The sequence below is a fragment of the Bradyrhizobium sp. ERR14 genome (genome assembly GCF_014198235.1).
GTDB lineage: Bacteria > Pseudomonadota > Alphaproteobacteria > Rhizobiales > Xanthobacteraceae > Bradyrhizobium.
In genome coordinates, this window is record NZ_JACIHD010000002.1 from 122,106 (window position 1) to 142,749 (window position 20,644).

At 61.3% G+C, this 20,644-nt stretch carries 16 protein-coding genes; 8 read left to right on the forward strand and 8 right to left on the reverse strand.

What is annotated here, in order from left to right; translation table 11 throughout:
- Window positions 1-54: 54 nt before the first annotated feature.
- Genes GGD62_RS06910 through GGD62_RS06920 form a run of 3 tightly spaced genes read left to right on the forward strand, consistent with a single transcriptional unit; the run spans window position 55 to window position 2,649 of the window.
- Window positions 55-825, forward strand: a complete 771-nt coding sequence (locus tag GGD62_RS06910) for an ABC transporter permease (protein WP_179737396.1) — start codon at window positions 55-57, stop codon at window positions 823-825.
- Window positions 822-1,631 (forward strand): ABC transporter ATP-binding protein, encoded by an 810-nt coding sequence (locus tag GGD62_RS06915; protein WP_179737394.1) that lies wholly within the window; start codon window positions 822-824, stop codon window positions 1,629-1,631. Before GGD62_RS06910 ends, GGD62_RS06915 begins: the two co-directional genes overlap by 4 nt.
- A 22-nt stretch (window positions 1,632-1,653) precedes the next feature.
- A complete protein-coding gene (locus tag GGD62_RS06920) occupies window positions 1,654-2,649 on the forward strand; it encodes an ABC transporter substrate-binding protein (RefSeq protein ID WP_092258891.1) in 996 nt (331 codons plus the stop codon).
- Window positions 2,650-2,824: 175 nt separating this feature from the next.
- On the opposite strand, the gene GGD62_RS06925 is transcribed toward GGD62_RS06920, so the two are convergent.
- Window positions 2,825-3,385, reverse strand: coding sequence for a hypothetical protein (locus GGD62_RS06925; RefSeq protein WP_183707702.1), 561 nt, complete (start codon window positions 3,383-3,385; stop codon window positions 2,825-2,827).
- 234 nt (window positions 3,386-3,619) lie between these two features.
- Between GGD62_RS06925 and GGD62_RS06930 the strand changes: the two genes are divergently transcribed.
- The 3 genes from GGD62_RS06930 to GGD62_RS06940 all read left to right on the forward strand — a co-directional run bounded on the left by GGD62_RS06930 (window position 3,620) and on the right by GGD62_RS06940 (window position 8,012).
- Window positions 3,620-4,585 (forward strand): hypothetical protein, encoded by a 966-nt coding sequence (locus GGD62_RS06930; protein WP_092258888.1) that lies wholly within the window; start codon window positions 3,620-3,622, stop codon window positions 4,583-4,585.
- Window positions 4,586-5,042: 457 nt separating this feature from the next.
- Window positions 5,043-6,902, forward strand: coding sequence for a caspase family protein (locus GGD62_RS06935; protein WP_092258885.1), 1,860 nt, complete (start codon window positions 5,043-5,045; stop codon window positions 6,900-6,902).
- Between the two features lie 198 nt (window positions 6,903-7,100).
- On the forward strand, window positions 7,101-8,012 hold the full coding sequence (locus tag GGD62_RS06940; RefSeq protein WP_210311219.1) for a hypothetical protein: 912 nt from the start codon (window positions 7,101-7,103) through the stop codon (window positions 8,010-8,012).
- Window positions 8,013-8,035: 23 nt separating this feature from the next.
- Here the strand turns inward: GGD62_RS06940 and GGD62_RS06945 are convergent, their stop codons facing one another.
- From GGD62_RS06945 to GGD62_RS06955, 3 genes are all read right to left on the reverse strand, one after another.
- The gene (locus tag GGD62_RS06945; RefSeq protein WP_244550711.1) at window positions 8,036-8,560 is read right to left on the reverse strand and encodes a DUF4384 domain-containing protein; all 525 of its coding nucleotides are present in this window, start codon (window positions 8,558-8,560) and stop codon (window positions 8,036-8,038) included.
- A gap of 136 nt (window positions 8,561-8,696) precedes the next feature.
- Window positions 8,697-10,475 carry a caspase family protein gene (locus GGD62_RS06950; protein ID WP_244550700.1) on the reverse strand — a complete coding sequence of 593 codons (1,779 nt, stop codon included), beginning with the start codon at window positions 10,473-10,475 and terminating at the stop codon, window positions 8,697-8,699.
- A gap of 57 nt (window positions 10,476-10,532) precedes the next feature.
- Window positions 10,533-12,251 (reverse strand): hypothetical protein, encoded by a 1,719-nt coding sequence (locus GGD62_RS06955; protein WP_183707706.1) that lies wholly within the window; start codon window positions 12,249-12,251, stop codon window positions 10,533-10,535.
- Window positions 12,252-12,407: 156 nt separating this feature from the next.
- Here GGD62_RS06955 and GGD62_RS06960 point away from each other — a divergent pair, with 156 nt between their 5' ends.
- Both GGD62_RS06960 and GGD62_RS06965 read left to right on the forward strand, forming a co-directional pair.
- Entirely contained in the window at window positions 12,408-12,689 is a 282-nt protein-coding gene (locus GGD62_RS06960) for a hypothetical protein (protein WP_177237213.1), read from the forward strand.
- 49 nt (window positions 12,690-12,738) lie between these two features.
- Entirely contained in the window at window positions 12,739-13,767 is a 1,029-nt protein-coding gene (locus GGD62_RS06965; RefSeq protein WP_246784201.1) for a DUF4424 domain-containing protein, read from the forward strand.
- Between the two features lie 9 nt (window positions 13,768-13,776).
- Here the strand turns inward: GGD62_RS06965 and GGD62_RS06970 are convergent, their stop codons facing one another.
- The 4 genes from GGD62_RS06970 to tssM are packed head-to-tail and all read right to left on the reverse strand — an operon-like array spanning window position 13,777 to window position 20,607.
- The gene (locus tag GGD62_RS06970; RefSeq protein ID WP_179737386.1) at window positions 13,777-15,588 is read right to left on the reverse strand and encodes a serine/threonine-protein kinase; all 1,812 of its coding nucleotides are present in this window, start codon (window positions 15,586-15,588) and stop codon (window positions 13,777-13,779) included.
- Window positions 15,585-16,361: a PP2C family serine/threonine-protein phosphatase gene (locus GGD62_RS06975; protein WP_092258864.1), complete on the reverse strand. Its 777-nt coding sequence runs from the start codon at window positions 16,359-16,361 to the stop codon at window positions 15,585-15,587. Before GGD62_RS06975 ends, GGD62_RS06970 begins: the two co-directional genes overlap by 4 nt.
- Entirely contained in the window at window positions 16,358-17,062 is a 705-nt protein-coding gene (tagF, locus tag GGD62_RS06980; RefSeq protein WP_092258861.1) for a type VI secretion system-associated protein TagF, read from the reverse strand. Before tagF ends, GGD62_RS06975 begins: the two co-directional genes overlap by 4 nt.
- Window positions 17,059-20,607: a type VI secretion system membrane subunit TssM gene (tssM, locus tag GGD62_RS06985; protein ID WP_183707708.1), complete on the reverse strand. Its 3,549-nt coding sequence runs from the start codon at window positions 20,605-20,607 to the stop codon at window positions 17,059-17,061. The genes tagF and tssM overlap by 4 nt, the downstream gene beginning before the upstream one ends.
- Window positions 20,608-20,644 lie beyond the last annotated feature (37 nt).

Sequence of the window (20,644 nt, forward strand, 5' to 3'; positions counted from 1 at the left end):
TATTTATAATATGACCTTTGAAAACATCAACCGCAATCTGGGTGGACGCGTCGAATGAACGGAGCTGGCCTGAGACGCTTCGGTCTCGGATTGATACCGTGGATCGGTGCAATCCTGCTCTGGTACGCCGTGCGCTGGAGCGGCTTCGTCAACGTCTCTCTGATCCCCGCGCCGCACCAGGTCGCCGCCAAATTCTTCGAGCTTCTCACCAAGGAAGGCCTGCTGATCGACATCTTCGCCTCGACCCGGCGCGTCTTTCTCGGCGTCGCGCTCGGCATCCTGGTGGCCGTGCCGGTTGGATTTCTGCTCGGGTGGTATCGCCCCGCCCGCACCTTCGCCGACCCCATGATCAACTTCTTTCGCGCGCTGCCGCCGATCGCACTGATCCCGCTGGTGATCGTCTATTTCGGCGTCGATGAGCTCGCAAAGCTCGTCATCCTGTTCTACGCATCGTTCTTCTCCGGCGTGATCGTGATGTATGAGGGCGTCTCCCAGATCACGCCGCTCTACATCCGCGTGGCGCAGACGCTCGGCGCCAACCAGACCGAGATCTTTCGCAAGGTCATTATTCCCCTCACCGTCCCGCACATTCTCACGGCGCTGCGCGTGGCGCTGGGCGTCGCTTGGGCGACGCTGGTCGCATCCGAGCTGATCGCGGCGCAGCGCGGGCTCGGCGCCATGATCCAGAATGCCTCGACCTACTTCCTGCTCGACGTCATCTATGTCGGCATCATCTGCATCGGCCTGATCGCGCTGATCATGGATTTGATCCTGCGCAAGATCACCGCGCGGCTGCTGGTCTGGCAGGATCGGGCCATCGCATGAACAAGCGCGCGCAGTTCGACAAGGTGTCGCTGTCCTTCGAGACGCCGAAGGGTCGTCTCAACGTCGTCGAGGACGTCAGCTACGACATCAACGACGGCGACTTCATCGCGGTGATCGGGCCGTCCGGCTGCGGCAAGACCACGATGATGAGCATGCTCGCCGGCTTCCAGAAGCCGACGACCGGCAAGGTCCTGTTCGACGGCCGTCCCGTCGCCGGCCCCGGCCCCGAGCGCGGCGTCATCTTCCAGGAGTATGGCGTCTTCCCCTGGCTGACGGTGAAGCAGAACATCGCCTTCGGCCTGACGCTCAACGCCAACCATGCCCCCACCGCCGAGCGCGATGCGATCTGCGATCACTATCTCGGCCTGATGGGCCTGTCCGACTTTGCCAATTCCTATCCGAAGCATCTGTCCGGTGGCATGCGGCAACGACTAGCGATCGCGCGGGCCTATGCGGTGAAGCCGCAGTTTCTCCTGATGGACGAGCCGTTCGGAGCGCTCGACGCCCAGACCCGCTCCAACATGCAGAACCTTCTGCTCAAGGTGCTGGAGACCGAAGGCAAGACCGTCATGCTCATCACCCATTCCGTCGAGGAGGCGATCTACCTCGCATCCCGCATCGTGGTGGTGACGGCGCGGCCGGCGCGGATCAAGGAGATCATCGACGTTCCCTTCGCTTACCCGCGCGACGAGTCGATCCAGGAGCGGCCAGAATTCGCGGAACTGCGAAGCCATATCAGGCAACTGGTGATGGACGAATATCGCGCCCAGCAAGCGCAGATGCGTCCGGTCTCATTCTCGGAATAACAAGCAAAACGGAGGACACATCATGGATCGGCGGCAATTTCTGACCACGACGGCGGGCCTTGCGCTCGGCACCTTCACGGCCTCGGCACCGGCGATCGCGCAAGCGAAGACGAAGGTCCGGGTCGGCTATCTCCACACCGTCGCCGTCGACGGCCAGATCTGGACCGGTATGGACCGTGGGTCCTTCGAGAAGCAAGGCCTCGATCTGGAACTGCGGCAGTTCAACACCGGCCTCGAAATCTTCCAGGCTTTGATCGGCGGCAGCCTCGACGTGCTGGCGACCGGCGCCGTCCTCTCGAACTTCCCGGCCCGCGGCCAAGGCAAGGTGTTTCTGATCAACGACATCGAGGTCGCAACCGCGCAGCTGTGGGTCCGCGGCGATCAGGGCATCAAGTCGTTCGCGGAACTGAAGGGCAAGCGCATCGCGACCGCGACCGGCACGACGGCGCACGTGTTCCTCGACACCGCGCTGCGGGCCAACAAGGTCGATCCCAAGGAGGTCGAGCTCGTCAACCAGACCATGCCAGCGGCTGTGACCGCCTTCATCTCCGGCGCCGTGCCGGCCGTGGCGCTCTGGGTGCCGTTCAACGTCACCGTCCGCGACAAGGTGCCGGGCGCGACCATGCTGGCCGATGCGTCAGCCTATTATCCAAAGGCGGCCATAATTGGCGGCTGGGCTGCGGCGAACGACTATTATGAACCCAACCAGGAAACCCTGGCCAAGCTGATTCGCGGCTGGGCTGATGCCAACGACTATATCGTCGCGAACAGCAACGAGGCGATGGAGAAGCTGCAAAAGGGGCATTACAGCCAGACGCCACTGTCCGACATCAACGAGTCCTTCAAAGCTCAGAAAATGTTCACATCCAAGGATTGGAAGCGGATGTACTCGGACGGGACCGTCACCAACTGGCTGCAGCAGTCGACAGACTTTTTCATGGCTAATGCGGGCATCAAGGACTTCACGCCGGCGAGCAAATACTTCGATCCGAGCCTGTATTTGAAAACGATTGCCTAGATACCAAAAGTACCGAGGGATCCGTGGTGGCGCCGGACATATGCGGCGCGCTCCACTTTCTCGATCTCGGCTCCATATGTTGCTGCCGTACCAAGCAAATGTTGAGCACCGCAGTGAACACCCGTCCCTTCGGCGCGCTCACCGCTGGAAAAGAATCAACTATATCCGGGCGACGTCAGCCGCCAAACCGCTTGACGAGCTTAGAGCCCCTGGCTGTTTCAATTTGCTGCTTGGTCAACTCGCTGCCCACGTTCAGGCCCTTCGTCATGAGGTTGCTGCTCAGCGCCGCCGCCTGTCTCTCGTTGGTATAGTCTATCTCGACGTGGTCGACACCCATCAGATGGCCAAGTTCATGGGCCCAGGCGCGTCCACTGGCAAAGTCGTTGCCATACCACTGCACGAAGCTGGCCGGCTCCGGATCGCCATGAAGGTATGAGCCGCCGCCTGCAGAAAGGTTTGGAATCGGATTGACCAGATAAACGTGGATCGCATTATCGGCCGCATGGCGGAGGCTGAGAACATCAAGCACCTGCTTGTCGTTGCCGCGGGCGTTCTTTGCCATGTCAAGCGGCCTGTCTGTCAGGCAATCATTGATCACGAAAGTGATCTTGGCCTTCGACCAGATCTTGTTCACCACATCCAGAGCCTTTTTGGCGGCATCACAATCCCATTTCACGGGCTCCAGAACACCCTTTTCGGCAAATGGCGTGATGTAAATTTTCACTGGAATGGGCATGAGGGTCTCCAAGTCGATTTTCGAATTCATTCCGCCAAACGCGGCAATTTGCACTGCGCCTTCCGAACCGGGCAAGGCGTCCAGATATCATTCGATCGAATGACGACCTCCGTATCAACAGACGGCTATTGAACGTCGTCCAAGTAGAACCGCACCAAGAGCAAGGCTGCAAGCCCCTGCTTGAAGTTGGTTGGCGACCGGACGTCTCGATGGGTTCAAATCTGGAGATATAGGATGGCCGTGCAGCCGTTGCGCAACGAAAGGCGCCCCCTGAAGCCGCTGCAGCCCTGGACTCAGCCTGCCAACACCACCAAGTACAAAGTCAGGACCGGAGAGACCTGGTTCACCCTGGCGGCCCGAAACCATCATCAGTACTCCGAGCACGACATCATCTGGATCAATTTTCGCCTCAGCCCGCTCGACCGCTTCTACACCGACCAGGTCAATTGGTACCTGCGCGAATATGTCGGTTGCCGCCATAGTCTCGACGGAGGTCGGAACTGGGCTTTTACGGACGACGCCGACCCGGGATACATCTTTCTTCCGGACCCGATGTACTATCAAGACGCGATCGCCATCACCGGCACAAAGGGCGTGGGTGTAGTTAGCGCTCCCGGATACAGCGATCAGAACGCATACGATGTGATATCCAAGGCGCTGGATGTCTATGGCATTGCAGACATGGGCATCAGCATGTCGGAAATTCCACTTGGTGCGCTTGCCGAAGGTGGAATGATCGCGGTCGGTACGCTCGCCACTCTCGTCGGTCCATTCGTTGCGCTGGGTGCACCTTACAACGATGCCTTGCAATACAAATCGAGGCGACACTTCTTCGGTGCATTTTGCTCATCCTTTGTCATGCAAGCCGACGGTTGGTCGTCCGCGACGGTCAGCGACTTCTATCCCCCGCTCGCCTACCCTCCGCTCGACAACGTCTTTCCCGAAAAGCGCGAAACATTCCGCAAGCTCCATAATTTCGGACTTCGACTGGGCCGCCTGCAGGGCTCTCGGCTGAATACTGTCGACAAGAAAAGCCTCTTCCTTCTGCTACGCGGTCGCCTCTCCGACGCGGATTCGCGCTATTGGAACGGTGACGCCAAAGAATGGTCGGTTCGAAAGAAGAAGGATTACTACGATCTCCTTGGTGCTATTCTCCTGAAACTGATGCTGGAGAACGACCTCAAGATCAAGCTGCGGTGATTCCTCTGTCTGAGGTCCTTGATCTTCTGGACACATTGGCTTAATCGCTCCGATCGTCCGAAAGCCCTATTCGGTTGCTCCATTCCGGGCCGGAGGTCGGTTCCCGCCCTTCACGCCGCGCTCCCGAAATTTTGCTTCAAACGGTCCCACCCCCTCCGTTTCGACGGGACGATGGTGAGGCGAAAAAATAGATAATTAAATCAGTAGCTTGAAACTCACGCGGCCGCGGATTGCCCTATTGGCTGGGCCCGTGGTCGTCCGAAACTTTGGGTGCGAACTTGAACGCGTTCGCTTTGGGCAACGACAATATAAGGAATGGATCAGCCTCCGAACTGTTAGTGTACGCAGATGGGTGGCCGCCAATAACGTAAGAATTGCTTGATGAGCAATATCGCGTTCTATGCGGCCGTTTTAGCGACGTGACTACTATCCTTCGGGCAGATGCGGGTGTTTCGCCATGAGAACGTACAGGCACCTCCAAGTTTGTCTTCTCCTTGCTGCTGCGCTGTTCCTGACCTGTCAGCCGGCTTGGGCCATCAAGCGGGTCGCCCTGGTGGTCGGCAATTCCAGCTATCAGAATGCTCCCCTGCTCCCGAACCCGGCCAACGACGCCGCGTCCATCACCGCGACCTTGAAGAGCGCAGGTTTCGACGTGGTCGACTCCCGGCTCAACCTCGCCGCGGCAGATATGCGGCGGGCTCTGAGAGAGTTCGCCGATCAGACCCGCGACGCCGACATTGCCGTCGTATACTATGCGGGCCACGGGATCGAGATTGACGGAACGAACTATCTGATCCCGACAGACGCCAGGCTCGAGCGGGACACCGACATTTACGACGAGGCATTTTCGCTCGACCGCGTCTTGCTGGCGATCGAGCCCGCAAAGCAGCTGCGCGTCGTGATCGTCGATGCGTGCCGGAACAATCCGTTCGCGGATTCGATGAAACGGACCGTTGCCTCGCGATCCATCAGCCGCGGGCTCGCCAGGGTCGAGCCCACCGTCTCAAACACGCTGATCGCGTTTGCCGCGAAAGCCGGACTGACTGCATTGGACGGCAACAGCAAGAACAGTCCGTACGCGACAGCTCTCGTGAAATACATCGCAAAGCCTGGGCTCGACTTGCGCAGGGCCTTCGGATTCGTGCGCGATGACGTCTTGCAAGCCACGGGCAACCGGCAGGAGCCCTACGTTTACGGCTCGCTGGGCGGCGAAGACGTTGCGCTTGTTCCGGTCGCCAAGGCAGAAGAGCCGGCACAAGCTGCCAATCCCCAGTCCGAAATCCGCCGTGACTACGAATTGGCGTTGCAGCTGCGCAACAAGCCTGCTCTCAACGCATTCCTGAGCCAGCATCCGGACGGATATTATGCAAACCTCGCCAAGCTGCAGCTGAATCAATTCGAGGCCGAAGAGGCACGCGTCGCGGCAACAGCGAAGGCGCAGCAGGCCGAGCAGGAACAGGCTCGCCTGATGTCCCAGGGGGCTCAGCGTGTCGAGCGGGAGAAAGCCGCTGCCGATCTGAAGGCTGCCGAAGAGGCCCGTGTAGCCGCCGAGAAAGCGAAGCAAACTGCGCTTGAGCAAGCTACTGAAGCGGAACGGAAACGAACTGCATCAGAATCCACAATCGTTGCTGCGCTTTCCGAGAATAAGCCGGCAGTTGGGAGCACGGCTGCGGATGGTTCCACAGCAGCGATGTCCGCCGACGCCAACAGCCCGCCCAGGCTCGCGGCGTTGACCGCCGAGCCGCGCCAGACCGATATCGCAAAAGCCGATATCGCCAAGTCGGTCCAAGGCGAATTAAACCGCGTCGGCTGCTTCACCGGTGCCGTCGATGGCCGCTGGAATACGGCGTCACAGCGTTCGCTGAGTCTGTTCAACCGGTACGCGGGAACAAAACTCGATACCAAGCTCGCAAGTCTCGATGCGCTTGACGCGATCAAGCTCAAGCCGGCCCGGGTCTGTCCCGTGATCTGTGATCATGGCTACAAGGCTAGTGGCGACCAGTGCGTCAGGATCACTTGCGCCGAGGGCTCGTTCCTCAACGATGACAACGAATGCGAGAAGCGGCGCGGGAAGAAGCCCGTTGCCAAGCGCAACGCGAACGAAGGTGCGTCACGTGCGGACCGTTCGCGTCGCGAAATATCCGAGCCCGTGGCGGACGTTCCGCGGCGACAGGCAACCGCGAAGTCCAGCGGCGGCAGCGGCCAGGTCGTTTGCGACGCATATTTGTGCCGCCAGGTCCGTCGCGGCTGCCACCTCGACTACCGGGGCGGGGGAGGTCCCGGCGGCAACACCGGGAATGTCGAAGTCTGCAATTAGCAAGGTGCGAATTCGGCAGCCGTCACAGGAAGCCTATCGAGGATCTGGCGGACAATCACATGTAACATCGGGTCGGCCCAAGTCCACGCCCGACCCGGTCGATGCGGAGCGACCTTCGTGGTGGCGTGCGAGTTCGAACAGAAAGACGCCAAGTCCTTTCCAGGAGTGACTCTCTGTACGAAGCGGCTGGCGCCCGGCATGAAGCCGACGGCGGTATATCTTCCGCCAAAGCACTTAACGACTACCACCAAACTGGATATCGTGATCTGGCTGCATGGCTTCTACGTCAAAGATCATGAATTCCTGTTTCACAACGATCCAGCGCGCCTTCGTGAACAGGTTCGGGATTCCGGCAAGGACGTCGTGCTCATCGCGCCGTTCCTGGGATATGAATATGCCGTTGGCGACGCCTTTGCTGGAAATTACAGCGTCAAGGATCTGGCCACGTCGAACTGGGGGGAACGGTACCTCGAGGAAATCCTCGGAGCTCTGGCCAAGTTCCTGGGAGGCTCTTCGACGTCCATTCCTCAACTCCAGATTGGCAAAATCATCATCGCCTGCCACTCCGGCGGCGGCAACGGCATGCGCAATCTGGTCGGAACTCTCGGAAAGTATCAGGCCAAGCTGAGTGCTTGTTGGGGATTTGACTGCCTTTACGGGGCCAAGGCGCGACCCGACGATGCGACCTTCTGGTACCAGTGGCTGTCTGGGCAGAGCGGCACTGCGCTAGAGATCGTTTATGGTCCCTCAACGCTGCCGCAGTCCGTGAAGTTGGATCTGATAGGCCGCGGGCTGGCGACCTCCGACGGCAATCGAGCGCAGCCTCAGCGCCCTGCCCTCAAGAACCTCCGCGTGACCGTAGGTCACTACGATCTGTTCCCGGCATTCGGTCAGATGGTCAGAGTCAACGATCTGGACGAAGCTTTTGTTGATCGGTTCATGATACCTCAGGTCGCTGACCAACCACGGTCGCAGCAGAAGTCCGCATCATCGACTGGTGAGTTTCTCCAACGCGCGATTTCCAATGTTCGCAGCGCATTTCCCTTCCCCAACGACATTCATTACATGATCGCCCGTGGCGGCTTCTTCAGCCGCCTCAGCAAGCTTTGACCTCGCGGCGTATCCGCGCGAGCTCACTTGATGGAATAGGGTCTGACGTCGAACGACCAATTGTTCGGCAACAGCCTTCCGCTGGCGTTGTCCGGCACGCGCAACTCACTGGTCCAGGCCGATAGATAGCTCAACGCTGCGGCTTGATCTTGTAGCTTGCGCGGCAAGTCCGGCAAATCAAGCAAATGGACGCGTCGCTCGCTCAAGATGGCGATCATCACTGCAGATCCAGCCGGCGGTGCGACGACAAACTCAAAACCTCTCTGCCGTGCGGCCGGGCTCGGAACGACAAATTCGACGCCAGGCTTGACGAGATTGATTTCGCGGCCGTCCGACTGCGCCAACAGTTCGGGTGTCGGAAAGATCTGGGACATCCGTCCTTCCGCATCGATGTCGACTAGAATGAGATATCCAGCCTTCCTGGCGGTGACGCCGAACGACACCTTGCTGCCGAGAGTGACGGTCTGGCCCGGCAGGATCTGGAGCGACACCCCTGCACTGTTGGATTGGCCACGCGCCGCCTGAACCGACCAAAGCCGTGCGTGCATGCCAGTAGGCAGCGACGCCCAAGGCAGCGGTGCCGCGCAGACAGGTCCGCCACCAACCAGTAGCGGGAGCAGAAGTACCGGGAGCCGCGGTCCCTGCCGGCGGATCGCTCGCAAACTGGGCAGCTTCTGCTCTCCCCTAGGGAGCACTGAAGAAGCCGATCGAGGCGATCCGGGCGTCCACGGGCAAGTAGCGTTCGAGGCTCTTGATCATCTGCCCCGAGGCGCGACGCCGGTTGAGCTGTATCAAGGCTGTCTCCAGTTCGCCCATGCGTTGCTGCGAGGTCACTGCAATAATCTGTTCCGCACCGAAGGGTTCACCGACCTTCAGCGGCAGCCGCAAGTTCGCCGATCGGACCAATGCAGGATCGGAGCCCACCGGATACAACATCTGGATGGTGCCATCACCGGACACATTGAACAACAACACGGCCCGCGATGCCACATCAGACAGGTCAACCTGGACGGTCTGGCCGGCACGCTGCTGGCGGTCGTCCGGCCATATGCGCATCATCTGAGGCGACCGAACCGCGATGCGCTTGAGTTCACGTATCGCCGCCGTCCGGTCAACGACCGTTGATAGGCTGGCAATGTCCATCCCGTACGCAACCACGTCGCCCCATGCGATCACATCGTGCGACATGGGATCCCAGATGAGATCCGGGTTGTCCGTCGGCTGGACGGCCTGCACGGGAATATCCTTGGTCGTCACGCTCGCAAAGTAGCTCGTCTTGCCGTCGAGCGCCGCGAGCCGGATGGGCGAAGCGAGGCGAAGCGGCGGCGTTTGACCGATCGGAAGGTCCTTGGTCGGGGCCGCGGCGAGGCTCGGAGCAGTGGATGCCTTGGCCGTGATAGCCGGCGGCGGCGGCGCCTGTGCCTCGGCTGGCGCGCCGGTCCCGGCAGAGCCAGAGGCTGCTCTTGCGGCCGGCCCCTGAATCAAGACGACGCCGCGCGTCAAGCCGAAGGCAACCTCGGTGTCCGGTGCCTGGGCCGGCGATGATATCGTCACGATGTTCTGACGCTGGTCCGATAGCTGGTAGACCACCTGCCGAACATTGCTGAAGAGCTCCTTCAGCGTCACCTTCCCATCGTGATTGATGTCCGCACTCCCTTCCACGGCACGCGCGACTGCATAGCTGAGAGCCCCGCGGAGGCCATCGACCCCGGGAATGCGGACTTCCGGCGCCTTCGTGTAACGGTCCACCGCGGCAAGGAATGCCGTGCGGTCGAGGTCGAGTTCGGACTTCGGATCGTTGCTGTCAGAGACCGGTTTCAGTTCGTCGACCAGCAATGTATAGCGCGGCACTTGCCTGAAGCTCATTTCCGCGGCACGCGGATCGATATCGCGCACCATGCCGCCGCCATGGCAGGTGTCAGCCACGAAGATCACCTTCGCTCCGCGCAGCTCGAACTGCCGGATGAAGTGGTTGAACTCGCTCCCCAGAATGCGCTCGACTGAGCCGGTCGGCGTGGTTGCGAAACCTGGCAGCAGGAACACGTTTTCCATCCCGTCCGGCTCCGAGCCTTTGACGCGCTCCGGCTCTTGGGTGCCGTGACCGGCGATCGACAGAAAGATGAGGTCGTTGTTTCCGGTCCGCTCCACCAGCGCGCTGATTTCGCGCAAAACGCTCGCCCTGTCGGCCTGCGCGTTCGCAAGTTCGACGATGTCTCCGACCCCCATCGACTTCAAGCTGCCGACAATGTCGGTGGCGTCGGCGACCGCGCCCTTCAGCTTGCGTACGTGCTGATAGTCATCAATCCCGATGACGAGCGCGCGTACCGCAGCTCCCTCCGGGTTGCTGATCGCCAAGCCGCCGGCAGCATGCACCTGCGGGGCCGTCAGTCCGATCGACCCGGCCAGACCGATCGTTGCGCATAGCCGCCTGATCTTCCAACCAAGTCGCTTGGGCATTCGCATCGTAATCCACCTCGACATCCCGCTTAATCATTTTGTAGCGCGAACGACACGGCCGGTTCAGCGCCCTTTGCTTGCCGTCTTGCGCCCCGCCGGTGGTTCGGTTTCGTGGTAGGCGTTTGCAGAAACCGTTGCCTGGTCATCCGCGAAGGCCTTGAAGCGGACCGGAACGTAGCCGCGCGAGAGCAGGCTCGCCAGCGGATAGACGTTACGGCAGACGCGGCCGTTGCAGCCGCCAGTCGAGGATTCCATCACCTCGGCCTTGCGATCGGGCGTGAATCGCAGGAACAACATCACGTGCGAGCCCGGCTTGTTCAGCGCATCGCCAGGCTTCAGGTCCCACGGATTTGCCACCGGGGCTGCAATCGCGGGAATTGCGGCAGTTGTGTAGTGGACGGAGAGCCCCCACGTGGCGCTGACGAATGCCGAACAGTCGACGCCAGCCACATCCGGTCGCGGCGCGTTGCGAGTGCACACATTGCCAGCCAGCATTCCGCTCTCGATCCGCTGCCGGAAGTTCGCGAGCGAACCGTGGCAGCCCCAGCAATAGGGTACGCCGCGCACCTCTTGGTTCACCTTGCCCTGCAAATACCAGGGTCGCCGGATACGGCTGAAGCCGCTGCACTGGCTGTCGGGATCGCTGCCGTAGTTCGCCTGCGTCAGCTTCCACTGGATGCCCTCGAACGCAAACGCGGTCTCGATCGCCTGTTGTCGGTTGGACGGCCTCACCGCGGCCGAGGCGTCGAATTTGAAACTGGGTTGCGATGCAGGCGCATTTGCCGTTCGCGACGGCCGCACGTCGATGATCGACACGTTATTGAGAGGCCTGAAACCGACGCCGACCACGTCGATGCCATCGGGCTTGGTCCGTAGAAAATAGACGTCGCCGTCCCCCGAGACCGTCACGAACCGTCTGGTCAACGGCGCATTTTCGAGGGGAAGCTCATAAATTCCCTCCAGACGGCCGTTCGCGGCGTAGCGCGCCACGAACGTGGAGGGGTTCTTGCCCGACGGCGGAACGTCTTCAGCCAGCACATAAAAGCGGTCGCTGTTGTCGATCTCGAGAAATTCCACCGCGCCAAGTTGGTTGCGAACCCGGAGGGCGAGCTGACCGATCGTCTCGTTGGAAACCATAGTCTGGATCTCGACCCGCACGCTCGCATTGCCCTTGTCCGGAATGAGATCCGCGATCACGGAGCCCTTGCCTCGTGAAGCCACGTATTGCCGGTCGGGCTGCCGCGTCGTCTTGATGATGGCTGCGCGGGTATTCTGGTCGAGCAAGTCGGCTGCGCTGCCGGGCGCCTGCGACCCCATCTGGGAGAAAGCGGAGACGGCAAGCCGATCGTCCACACCACGAGTCGAGACTTCCTCGAGCTGGATCACGTCGCCGAGTCCGCGCGTGGATTGTCCCGCCGCCGCCTTCAGCGTCCGCACGCCGCCGTCCCAAACCATAATGTCATCGTTGCGGACGACAAGATCTGTCGGCTGGACGTCCTTGGGCATCTTGAGGATGTCTGGATCAGAATTCGGCTGCTTGGGATCGAACTGAAGAATGCGGCCGTTAACCTGATCAAGCACAAACAGATTTCCCTGCCCGTCGGCGCTGATCGCTTGCGGACCCGCGAGTTCTACGTCCTCGCTGGCCGGCACAATGCCAACCATAGAAGCAGCCGAACCGTCGCCAAAGCTGCGTACGACGGCATCGTCGGCGTGCGCCTGGGTTCCGCAGATGCCAGCGCCAACGATGACGGCCCAGATAAAACGCTTTGGACGAAGCATGTTCTCAATGTATCCCGAACCAATCGCCGCGTCAGATCGACTAATCCCAGATGCCGGTAACGCGGCGCTTCAATTAGTGGTGAGCACTCTCAATCTCGTTCAATTCCATCACTGGACGGTGATCGTCCGAACCTTCTCCAACTCGCGGTGCAAACTATGGCCCGGAACAGATTTGAGCAAGTGAATGAAGTCCAGCCCGACGCGATCACACTCGTCCTGAAGCGCGACAATGACGGCGCTTCTGGAGCAATCGTGCTGCCGGCGGCAGTGAGCGGAGGGCGACTGACCGCCGACCAGACCAGCGCACAATTGCCGGCACAGGATGCCTTTCGTGGGGCGATCCGACTGGCGAACGATTTGAAGCTTGCGATCGTGGTCTGCGACCCGGAAGGGGTCTGGAAATCCGAGTGGGGCGATCTTTATCAGCCGATCGAATGAGGCGCACCTGCGCTACGACCATATGCTGCGCCGCCACATGGAGACAAGCATGGTGAACGGCTTTTCTGCCCCACTGACCTTCCGAACACCGGCTTTGATGTTGGCATTTTTGGTTGCGACGGTGTGGCCGGCCCGCGCCAACGATTCAGCCGCGGAACTATCCATCGGCGGGCTCCAATTCGTACGCACCAATGACGTTGCCATGGAGAGCGAGAACCTTCGTATCGCGTTGGACAGCGTCACGGTCCGCTACCAGTTCACCAATGTCACGGCCAAGCCGGTCACCATGACTGTCGCCTTTCCGCTGCCCGACATCGACCTCTCGGAGGCCGAGAACATTGCTCTGCCGTCAGATGATCCGGTCAACTTTGTCGACTTCACGACCAAGGTCGACGGCCACCCGACGCCGCTAACCATTGATCAGCGAGCCATGGTTGGCAACAAGGATGTCAGTGCCTTGCTGCGCGAACTGAAAGTGCCGCTGCTGCCGATCGGCAGCCGCGAGATCCGGGCAGCCGACCTGCCCGATGCGATCCGAACCCAGCTCGTAGACGACGGACTTCTGCTGCCTGCTGGAAGGAGCGACAACGGCCGCCAGCAATATGCGCCCGGCTGGGTCCTGAAGACCTCGGCAGTCCGTCAGCAGGTATTTCCGGCCGCGAAAAAGGTGACCGTTGAACACCAATATCGGCCGAGTGTCGGCACTAGTCCGGACACGATCTTGCGCTCCGGCTTGCGTCGCAGCGGCGCCCTCAGTCAGGAAGTCCAGCGTTACCGGAAAGAGTACTGCATTCAGGACGCGTTCCTCGCAGAACTCGACAAGCGCGCAGGCAGCAATCAGGCCAACACCAGCAAGCTGCAGGAGCGGCGCATATCATACGTCCTGAAAACCGGATCAAATTGGGCAGGTCCGATCCGGTCGTTCAAGCTGACGATCGAACCGGGCGGCAGCGATCGCCTGGTGAGTTTCTGTCCAGGGCGGCTCAAAACCTCCTCCACCGGCAGCACGCTTGAATATACCGCCAACGATTTCACGCCTGATGCAGATCTGAAGATCCTGGTCATCGGAACGTTTTGAGCATGCCGATCAGTTCGTGAGCAGCACGTAACGTGCGGCTGCGACGATGGCGACTTTGTTCCGCTGAGACTCGCTGAGCGCCTGAAGGAAAAACGTGTCGGCAGGGGTCGGCTTCGGCTGGCGCAGGGAATCCAGGACCTGCGGGGTCGCCACCACCAACAGCAGTTGCGGACCGCTGCCGCGTGCTGGCGGGAGGGCAAACGAAAGCGAGTCGATGCCCGGCTTCAGAAGATAAGTCAGACTCTGGACCTCGCCACGATCCGACACCATCAGCAGTTCCACTACGCGGTTGGCGAAGTTCTCAATTGTGCCGCTAAGGGTTTCGTCGGCCTTCAGCTCTGTCGCCGATAGATTGATGCGCGGCGCTCGCGCCTGTTCGTTCCCGACCTCTCTCAAGAACTTGACGGCTGGACACTGCGCGGGAGTCACCTGCCTGACGCCAACGGAAGCTTCGAAGCCCTGCTCGCGCCGGAACGCCTTGTCAAAAGTGTCGAATGGGACGGTCGAGGCGCCGAAGCCTTCGATGACGGCGGCGTTCTGGCTGACGGCCACCGGCAGGATGAAGAAGCAGTCGCCGCCGGAATATTGCGCCACATATTTGCGGATGCGATCGGCTCGCCCGACCCCATCCGGTGTTGGAGATGGCGTCGTAACCGCAGGCGCCACCGGCAGCTTGACCGGCTCCTGGCGTCCCACCTGCGGGACAGCTGGCTCGGCCTTCGGCGGCGCCGGGGTCCCAGCAAGTTTCGGAGGTGGCGGCAACACCGTGGTGCCCGGCCCCGACCAGATCAGCTTGTAAAAGGCATATCCTCCTCCGCCGACGAGAAGTAGCATCAATGCCACGCCCGCCCCGTACCAGAGATGACCCCGCCCGCGCGCCGGTACCGGCAGCCGGTCCGGTGGCGTCGGCGCCTCACCTTCCGGTCGCCGCAGCGGATCGAATCCGTACAATGGCGTAGCTGATGTCTCCGCCGAACCACCCGGCGTCCAGTTCGCGACTTCCGCCATGCTCGGACGCAATGCCGGATCAGGCTGCAGCATCCGCTCCAGCAAAGGCCGGATGCGCATGTCCACGGCTCCGAGATCGGGTACGCGCCGGCGCTTCTCCACCAGTTGAAACTGGCTGCCGCCCATGTCGAGCTTTTGCCCGGTCAGCGCGTGAAACAGGACGAGCCCCAGGCTGTAGACATCGGATTTGGCCGTGACCTCGTTGCCGTAGAGTCCGACCTGTTCCGGCGATGCGTAATTGTCCTTTCCGGCAAAGCCCGAGCCAATGATGGTCTTGTCCCCCAGCTGGGTCGATCGGGCAATGCCGAAGTCGATGAGCTTGGCCCGCCTGACGTCGTCGAGCGGCACGATGATATTGTCCGGCGAAACGTCGCGATGGATGATGCCGTGCTCATGGGCGGCATGCAGCCCCGATGCGACGCGCTGCATCAACTTGATCAGCGCCTCGAGGGTCAAGGGGCCGTCATCGAGCATGTTCGAGAGCGAGCGGCCGTTCACGAACTCCATCGCGAGATACGGCCGCTGTAATACGGGCTCCACCGTGAACAGGAAATAGCGAACAATCGCATCGTGCGGCAGATTGTGAAGCGCTGCGGCTTCTCGACGGAACAGCGCAAGAGCGGCTTCGTTCTCGACCATATCGGGCAGCAGCATTTTGACCGCAACAGGCGATCCAGTCTGGATCTCGCGGCATTTATAGACTTCACCCATGCCGCCGGCGCCGATCACCGCTTCGATCTCGTAGATGCCGTTGAGGCGGGTGCCGGTCGGCACGCCTCTGTAGGACGATCGGAACGGATCGTTTGGGGTCATGATTGTGGCTTCCAATCGAGCGGCGATCTTGTTGGCTCGCGTGATTGTGGCGCCAGCAGGCGCACGATGACGATCGTCACGTTGTCGAGGCCGCCGCGATCAAGAGCCAGCGCGAGCATGTCATCGCAAGCAGCCTGTGCGCGCCGCGTCGCCGCATGCTGCAGGATCTCCTCGTCCTGCACGTGCTTCGTCAAGCCGTCGCTGCAGATCACGAAGATGTCTTCCGGCGCGGCCGGGCCGGTCACCACCTCGAACTCCGGATCATCGGCGACGCCGACCGCGCGCGTAATGGCGTTGTTCGGCCAATCCTTCACGTCTTCGCGCGACAGCGCGCCCTCGGCGATGAGTTCCTCAAGTTCGCTATGATCGTGCGACACCTGGTTGATGATCCCGCGACTGATCAGATAGACCCGGCTGTCGCCCGCCCATACACAGGCATAATAGCCGTCGCGAACGAGCAGAACCGCCGCCGTGGTCCCGACGGTGGCCCCCTGTCGCTCCTGGCTGAGCGCCAGGATCTGCTGGTTTGCGCTGAACAGCCGCACCTCGCATTCCGCCAGCAGATCGGCAGCGGACTCCAGCGATCCGATCGCGTCAAGCGACTGAACCACAACGCGGCTGGCGAGATCGCCGGCCTCGTGACCACCCATCCCGTCGGCCACAGCCCAGAGGCCGACGTCCGTACGTACCAGGAATGAATCTTCGTTACGCTCTCGCACCCGTCCGGCGTGAGTGACGCTGCCGACATCGAATGAGGTTGGGACGTGTGTCATCGCGCGTCATCCCGTCCCGCCGAGGCAAGATCGCCGGTCAACAGCATCGCGAAGTGAAACGGATCCGGCAATCCGCGGTAGCTTAGCGCCATTGACGGAAACCCCTCGCCTCCGGCCGTCCACCAGAAGCTGGCCGCGGCGTAGACTTCCGGGGCGGCGGCGCAAAGCGCTGCAAACATTCCCGGGAATGCATCGGCCGCCGGACCACTTGCTACTGCGCCGGTACCAAGCAACGTGATCGATGGGTCGCAGGCCGCAGCCTCTTGCAATCGCGGCGCCTCAAGACGATCCAGTGCATCGGATATCTGCTCAAAGGTTGCGGCCTGATCCAAGGTCGAAAGCAGAAACGCCTCCGCTTGCCCGAACCATTCATCCTGCGGATCGATGTTCGGTGAAGGCAACACCTCGCCTTCGCGCGCGGCTGCATGCAGCGTCAATGGATAGTACCGCCCGACCCCGTCGAGCGATGGCATGATCGCCCCTGTGACCGAGCTGCCGCAGATCGTGGCGCCGAGCCAAAATCGCCAAACCGGTGCGGTCACGAAAGCCTGCCGCCAATCTGCGCCCAGTCGGTGGCGACTTGCGGACAGCGCAGCCTGCAGCCAGGGCTCCCAGGCTTCAAGGAAGCTGCGCGGGGTCGCGATTGCGATAAAGTCGCGTTTTGCGCCGATCTTGCCGAATAAACCGCAACGCATGGTCATATTCCCGTCGGGCAGCGAAACTCGCGGAGCACTGACATGTTCAGAGGATTGCGCAACGATCCGGTTGAGATCTGATAGTGGAGCTCGCGTCCGGCGACGATGAAAGTCGCGCTGGCAGTTTCCGCCTTCGCCACCAATGAACCTGCTTCCAGCATCCGGAACAACGACCATTGACCGGTTCGCTCGAGAACGGAAGGCGGACCCGTGTCGTTGCTCACGGAAATCGCCGTTCGCGGCGACGGCCCGGGCCATAAGACCGTCGTCGGCGCGTTGTTCTGCGGTTGAGGCGCAGGCGCAGGCTGCGGACCGCCGAAAAACGATGTCGTCGCTGGTCCGGGACTGGTCGGGCTCGTAATCGTGGTACCGCCGATCTCGGTCTTAACGGTCACACCCGGTCCGGCTGAACCGGGCGGCCGGATTGCGAACGATACCGCCGGCACGGCCCCGCCCGTCTGGAAGAAGGCATCCCGGATATGGGCAGCGTTCTGGAATTGCTTGAGCGTATCCGGAGAAAACGACCGTCCAACAGGACTTTCCTTCCGCCAGACCCACTCCGGCCGGGACGTGTCGGCGTAAGGGGCGAGATATTGGGCGAAGAACCTATCCATGATCCCGTTCGGGCTGAATACCTTGGCAAAGTCCGCGAGCGGAACTTCCTGGGTGCTGCCCCGGACGAACGGATAGCGGTTGGTCACTGCTTGTTGGCAGGCAGGCGTGACCTGATCGCGCAGCGTCTGCAGAATCTGTCCCGCGGTCGAGGCTGCGATGCTCCCTTCGAACTCAGCAGCCGCCGCTCGCAGCATGTCGGAGAACGGCGGAGGCATCCGCGAGGCATTGTTGCGAAGGGCTGCGACCTGGGTCTGAAGCGCGGCAGCCGCCTGCGCGGTCAGTTGCGGATTCTCGATGATCAGCGTGAGGCTCTGCGCGATGTCGTTCAGGTTCGCAATGGTCGAGTCGATCGGGCGGCGGGTACTCTCGCCTTCGAGCACGGCGTGGTAAGGTCTGAACTGGGCCTCGATTGTCGCGCCAAGGGGACCGTCCTGGGCGTTGGTGAAGAGTGCGGGGGCCGGCGGAACGGCGGCCGCCGCAGGTGCCACGGAATTCCCCGCCGTCTTCGGGCGTTCCTTTGTCAGCGTTGTTTCGTCGCGAACCGATTCCAGGATCTGCCGCATCGGTGAGGTCGGCGCAGAAAGCGCCCGCAGCACCTCGTATTTGGGTTTGTCAGCGAGCAGCTTCTTCAGACGCAAGCTTCCGAGCGCCGTTCGCCAGGTCGTCACGAAATCGTTGGAATAGATGCTGAGCAGATCGCCCGCCAAATTATCGTATTGCTGGTCGACGGCCGACTGCTGACCGGCCTCGCCCAAAACCCAGCGTTCCCGCTTCATCCGCTCCGACAGTCCGGGCAGCCGCGCCACGAATTTCTGATGGAAGCCGTTATAGGTGAAGAACTCGGGCACACGCAGGGCCTCGAGCGGTTGCCCCGTCGTGGATTCGAACATGACGGCCATGTCCGGACCACCGCGTCGGCTGGCGATCCAATCGCCGGCCGTCGACGCACGCGCCTCCGACTTCAAGAACTCGTAGGCGCGTTGCGACACACTGAGGCGCGCAAGGGAGCTCTGGGCCTGTTTGATCAGTCGGCCGTCAAGTTCGACCAGCGGCGGCTGCTCGGTCTCGAGGTCGAACATCGCAGCGAGATTGTCGTCGAGCAGACGTCGACCTTCCGCGTTGGTCGCGCCGGGATAGAGGTTGTCCGCCCAGTCACGATGCATCCAGGAGCGGATCAGCTGACGATCCGGCGCCTGCAGACCACCAAGCATCAGGTAGACCTTCAGCGCCTCGTAAACGAAGGCCGGCTCGTTGATGCGCGCGTTGAGCTGCTCTTCCAGGCGATACAGAAGGCGCGGCCGGAACATGCGCTCGAGCGCCGTATGATAGGCTGCATTCGCAGGCGATTGCAGCCGGGCGCGCTGACTGAGGCCATAGCGGGCCGACAGAGGCACCGACTCGTTGCGCGATGCATAGCCCGCCGGTGCATTGCGCAGCCGGTAGAGCAGCGGCAGCACCTTGTCGAGATCGCGATCGGCGATCAGCGTCTCCTTGATAAGTGGCGCTCCGGCTGTCGCATATTCCCCGTCCGCCTGCAGGCTCTGCGCGATCAAATCGGAATTGCGCTTGTAGCTCGTCAGCCAGGCTGCGATCAGCCCTATCGAGACCAGTCCGATCAACGACAGCGCCGCGGTCTTCAGGATCAGTGCACGGCGTACCGCGGCACGGTCGGTCGAGACCCAATCGGCCTCACCGATGATGACCTTGGAAATCAGATCTGCCAGGAAGTAGCTCTTGCCTGTGCCCGAATAGGACCCGGAACCAACCTCCTCCGCGCCGAACGTACGCGCCAACGATCCGATCAATTGATCGATCGGCGTGCCTTGCTGTGTGCCCGACGTGAAGTAGAACCCGCGCAGGTTCGCATTGACATGATAGCGCGTCGGCTCGAAGATCTGGTTGAGGAAGTCGTGAATCTGGGGTTTGAGCCGCGCCATCTGCGCCGGGAAACCGAACAATTGCACACGATGCTGCGGCGTCGGCTCGTCCTGCAGACGATCGAGCGTTTCCTCGCTCAGGCGCTCCAGCAGACGATCGAACTCGACCGGGACCTGCCCCACCAGATTTTGGTTCTTGTCTGCGGTCTGGAACGTGGCACCCCAGACTTGACGGCGACCAGTCTCGCCGAGATATGCGAAATATTCGGTGAACCCGGCAACGAGATCGGCCTTGGTAAAGAGCGCGTAGACCGGGAAGCTGACCTTCAGCCTTTGGTGCAGCTCGAGCAGGCGCATCCGGATGGCGTCAGCGTGGAGTGCGAGCTCCTGCTTCGGTAGCGTCAGGATGTCTTCGATACTGATGGCGACGAGAACGCCGTTGATCGGCTGGCGCGACCGGCTCTTCTTCAGAATATCAAGGAACGCCAGCCAACTGTCCTTGTCGGCCTTGCTGTTGGAGTCCTGGGTGGTGTAGCGGCCGGCCGTATCGATCAGTACCGCTTCGTCGGTAAACCACCAATCGCAATAGCGGGTACCACCCACCCCGGCGATCGCCGCCGGCGTCGCGCCGCGCGCGAGTGGAAATTTGAGGCCAGAATTGACCAGCGCCGTGGTCTTGCCGGCGCCGGGCGGGCCGATGATGACGTACCAGGGTATATCGTAGAGATAGCCCGACTTGTTGCCACTGGCGGTCTTCAGCGTCGCGAGCGCATCCTTCATGCGCTCCTTGAGCACCGGCTCGTCGCTGACCGGCTGATCCGCACCTGCGATACCGTCGGCAATCTCCTTGGCATTCTTGCGCCGCTTGAACAGATTGAGACCGACAGCAGCCGCCACGGCCGTGGTCAGCAGCAGAATAGCGATCTGCCGGACAATATGGTTCTCGAGCGGCCGCCAGTCACCGAATGCGATGAAGGGACCGGCGAAGTAGATCACCGCTCCGAGCGAGCTGAGCCCGACCCCGTAGAGAATGATGCGGATAATGTCCTTGGCAAGCATCTAACCGTACCTGTCGCAAACCGCGAGAGCCCGCGGT

Coding starts and splice junctions, on each gene's coding strand:
- GGD62_RS06910 (WP_179737396.1), top strand. CDS start 55: ATGAACGGAGCTGGCCTGAGACGCTTCGGTCTCGGATTGATACCGTGG.
- GGD62_RS06915 (WP_179737394.1), top strand. CDS start 822: ATGAACAAGCGCGCGCAGTTCGACAAGGTGTCGCTGTCCTTCGAGACG.
- GGD62_RS06920 (WP_092258891.1), top strand. CDS start 1,654: ATGGATCGGCGGCAATTTCTGACCACGACGGCGGGCCTTGCGCTCGGC.
- GGD62_RS06925 (WP_183707702.1), bottom strand. CDS start 3,385: ATGCCCATTCCAGTGAAAATTTACATCACGCCATTTGCCGAAAAGGGT.
- GGD62_RS06930 (WP_092258888.1), top strand. CDS start 3,620: ATGGCCGTGCAGCCGTTGCGCAACGAAAGGCGCCCCCTGAAGCCGCTG.
- GGD62_RS06935 (WP_092258885.1), top strand. CDS start 5,043: ATGAGAACGTACAGGCACCTCCAAGTTTGTCTTCTCCTTGCTGCTGCG.
- GGD62_RS06940 (WP_210311219.1), top strand. CDS start 7,101: ATGAAGCCGACGGCGGTATATCTTCCGCCAAAGCACTTAACGACTACC.
- GGD62_RS06945 (WP_244550711.1), bottom strand. CDS start 8,560: ATGCACGCACGGCTTTGGTCGGTTCAGGCGGCGCGTGGCCAATCCAAC.
- GGD62_RS06950 (WP_244550700.1), bottom strand. CDS start 10,475: ATGCGAATGCCCAAGCGACTTGGTTGGAAGATCAGGCGGCTATGCGCA.
- GGD62_RS06955 (WP_183707706.1), bottom strand. CDS start 12,251: ATGCTTCGTCCAAAGCGTTTTATCTGGGCCGTCATCGTTGGCGCTGGC.
- GGD62_RS06960 (WP_177237213.1), top strand. CDS start 12,408: ATGGCCCGGAACAGATTTGAGCAAGTGAATGAAGTCCAGCCCGACGCG.
- GGD62_RS06965 (WP_246784201.1), top strand. CDS start 12,739: ATGGTGAACGGCTTTTCTGCCCCACTGACCTTCCGAACACCGGCTTTG.
- GGD62_RS06970 (WP_179737386.1), bottom strand. CDS start 15,588: ATGACCCCAAACGATCCGTTCCGATCGTCCTACAGAGGCGTGCCGACC.
- GGD62_RS06975 (WP_092258864.1), bottom strand. CDS start 16,361: ATGACACACGTCCCAACCTCATTCGATGTCGGCAGCGTCACTCACGCC.
- tagF (WP_092258861.1), bottom strand. CDS start 17,062: ATGACCATGCGTTGCGGTTTATTCGGCAAGATCGGCGCAAAACGCGAC.
- tssM (WP_183707708.1), bottom strand. CDS start 20,607: ATGCTTGCCAAGGACATTATCCGCATCATTCTCTACGGGGTCGGGCTC.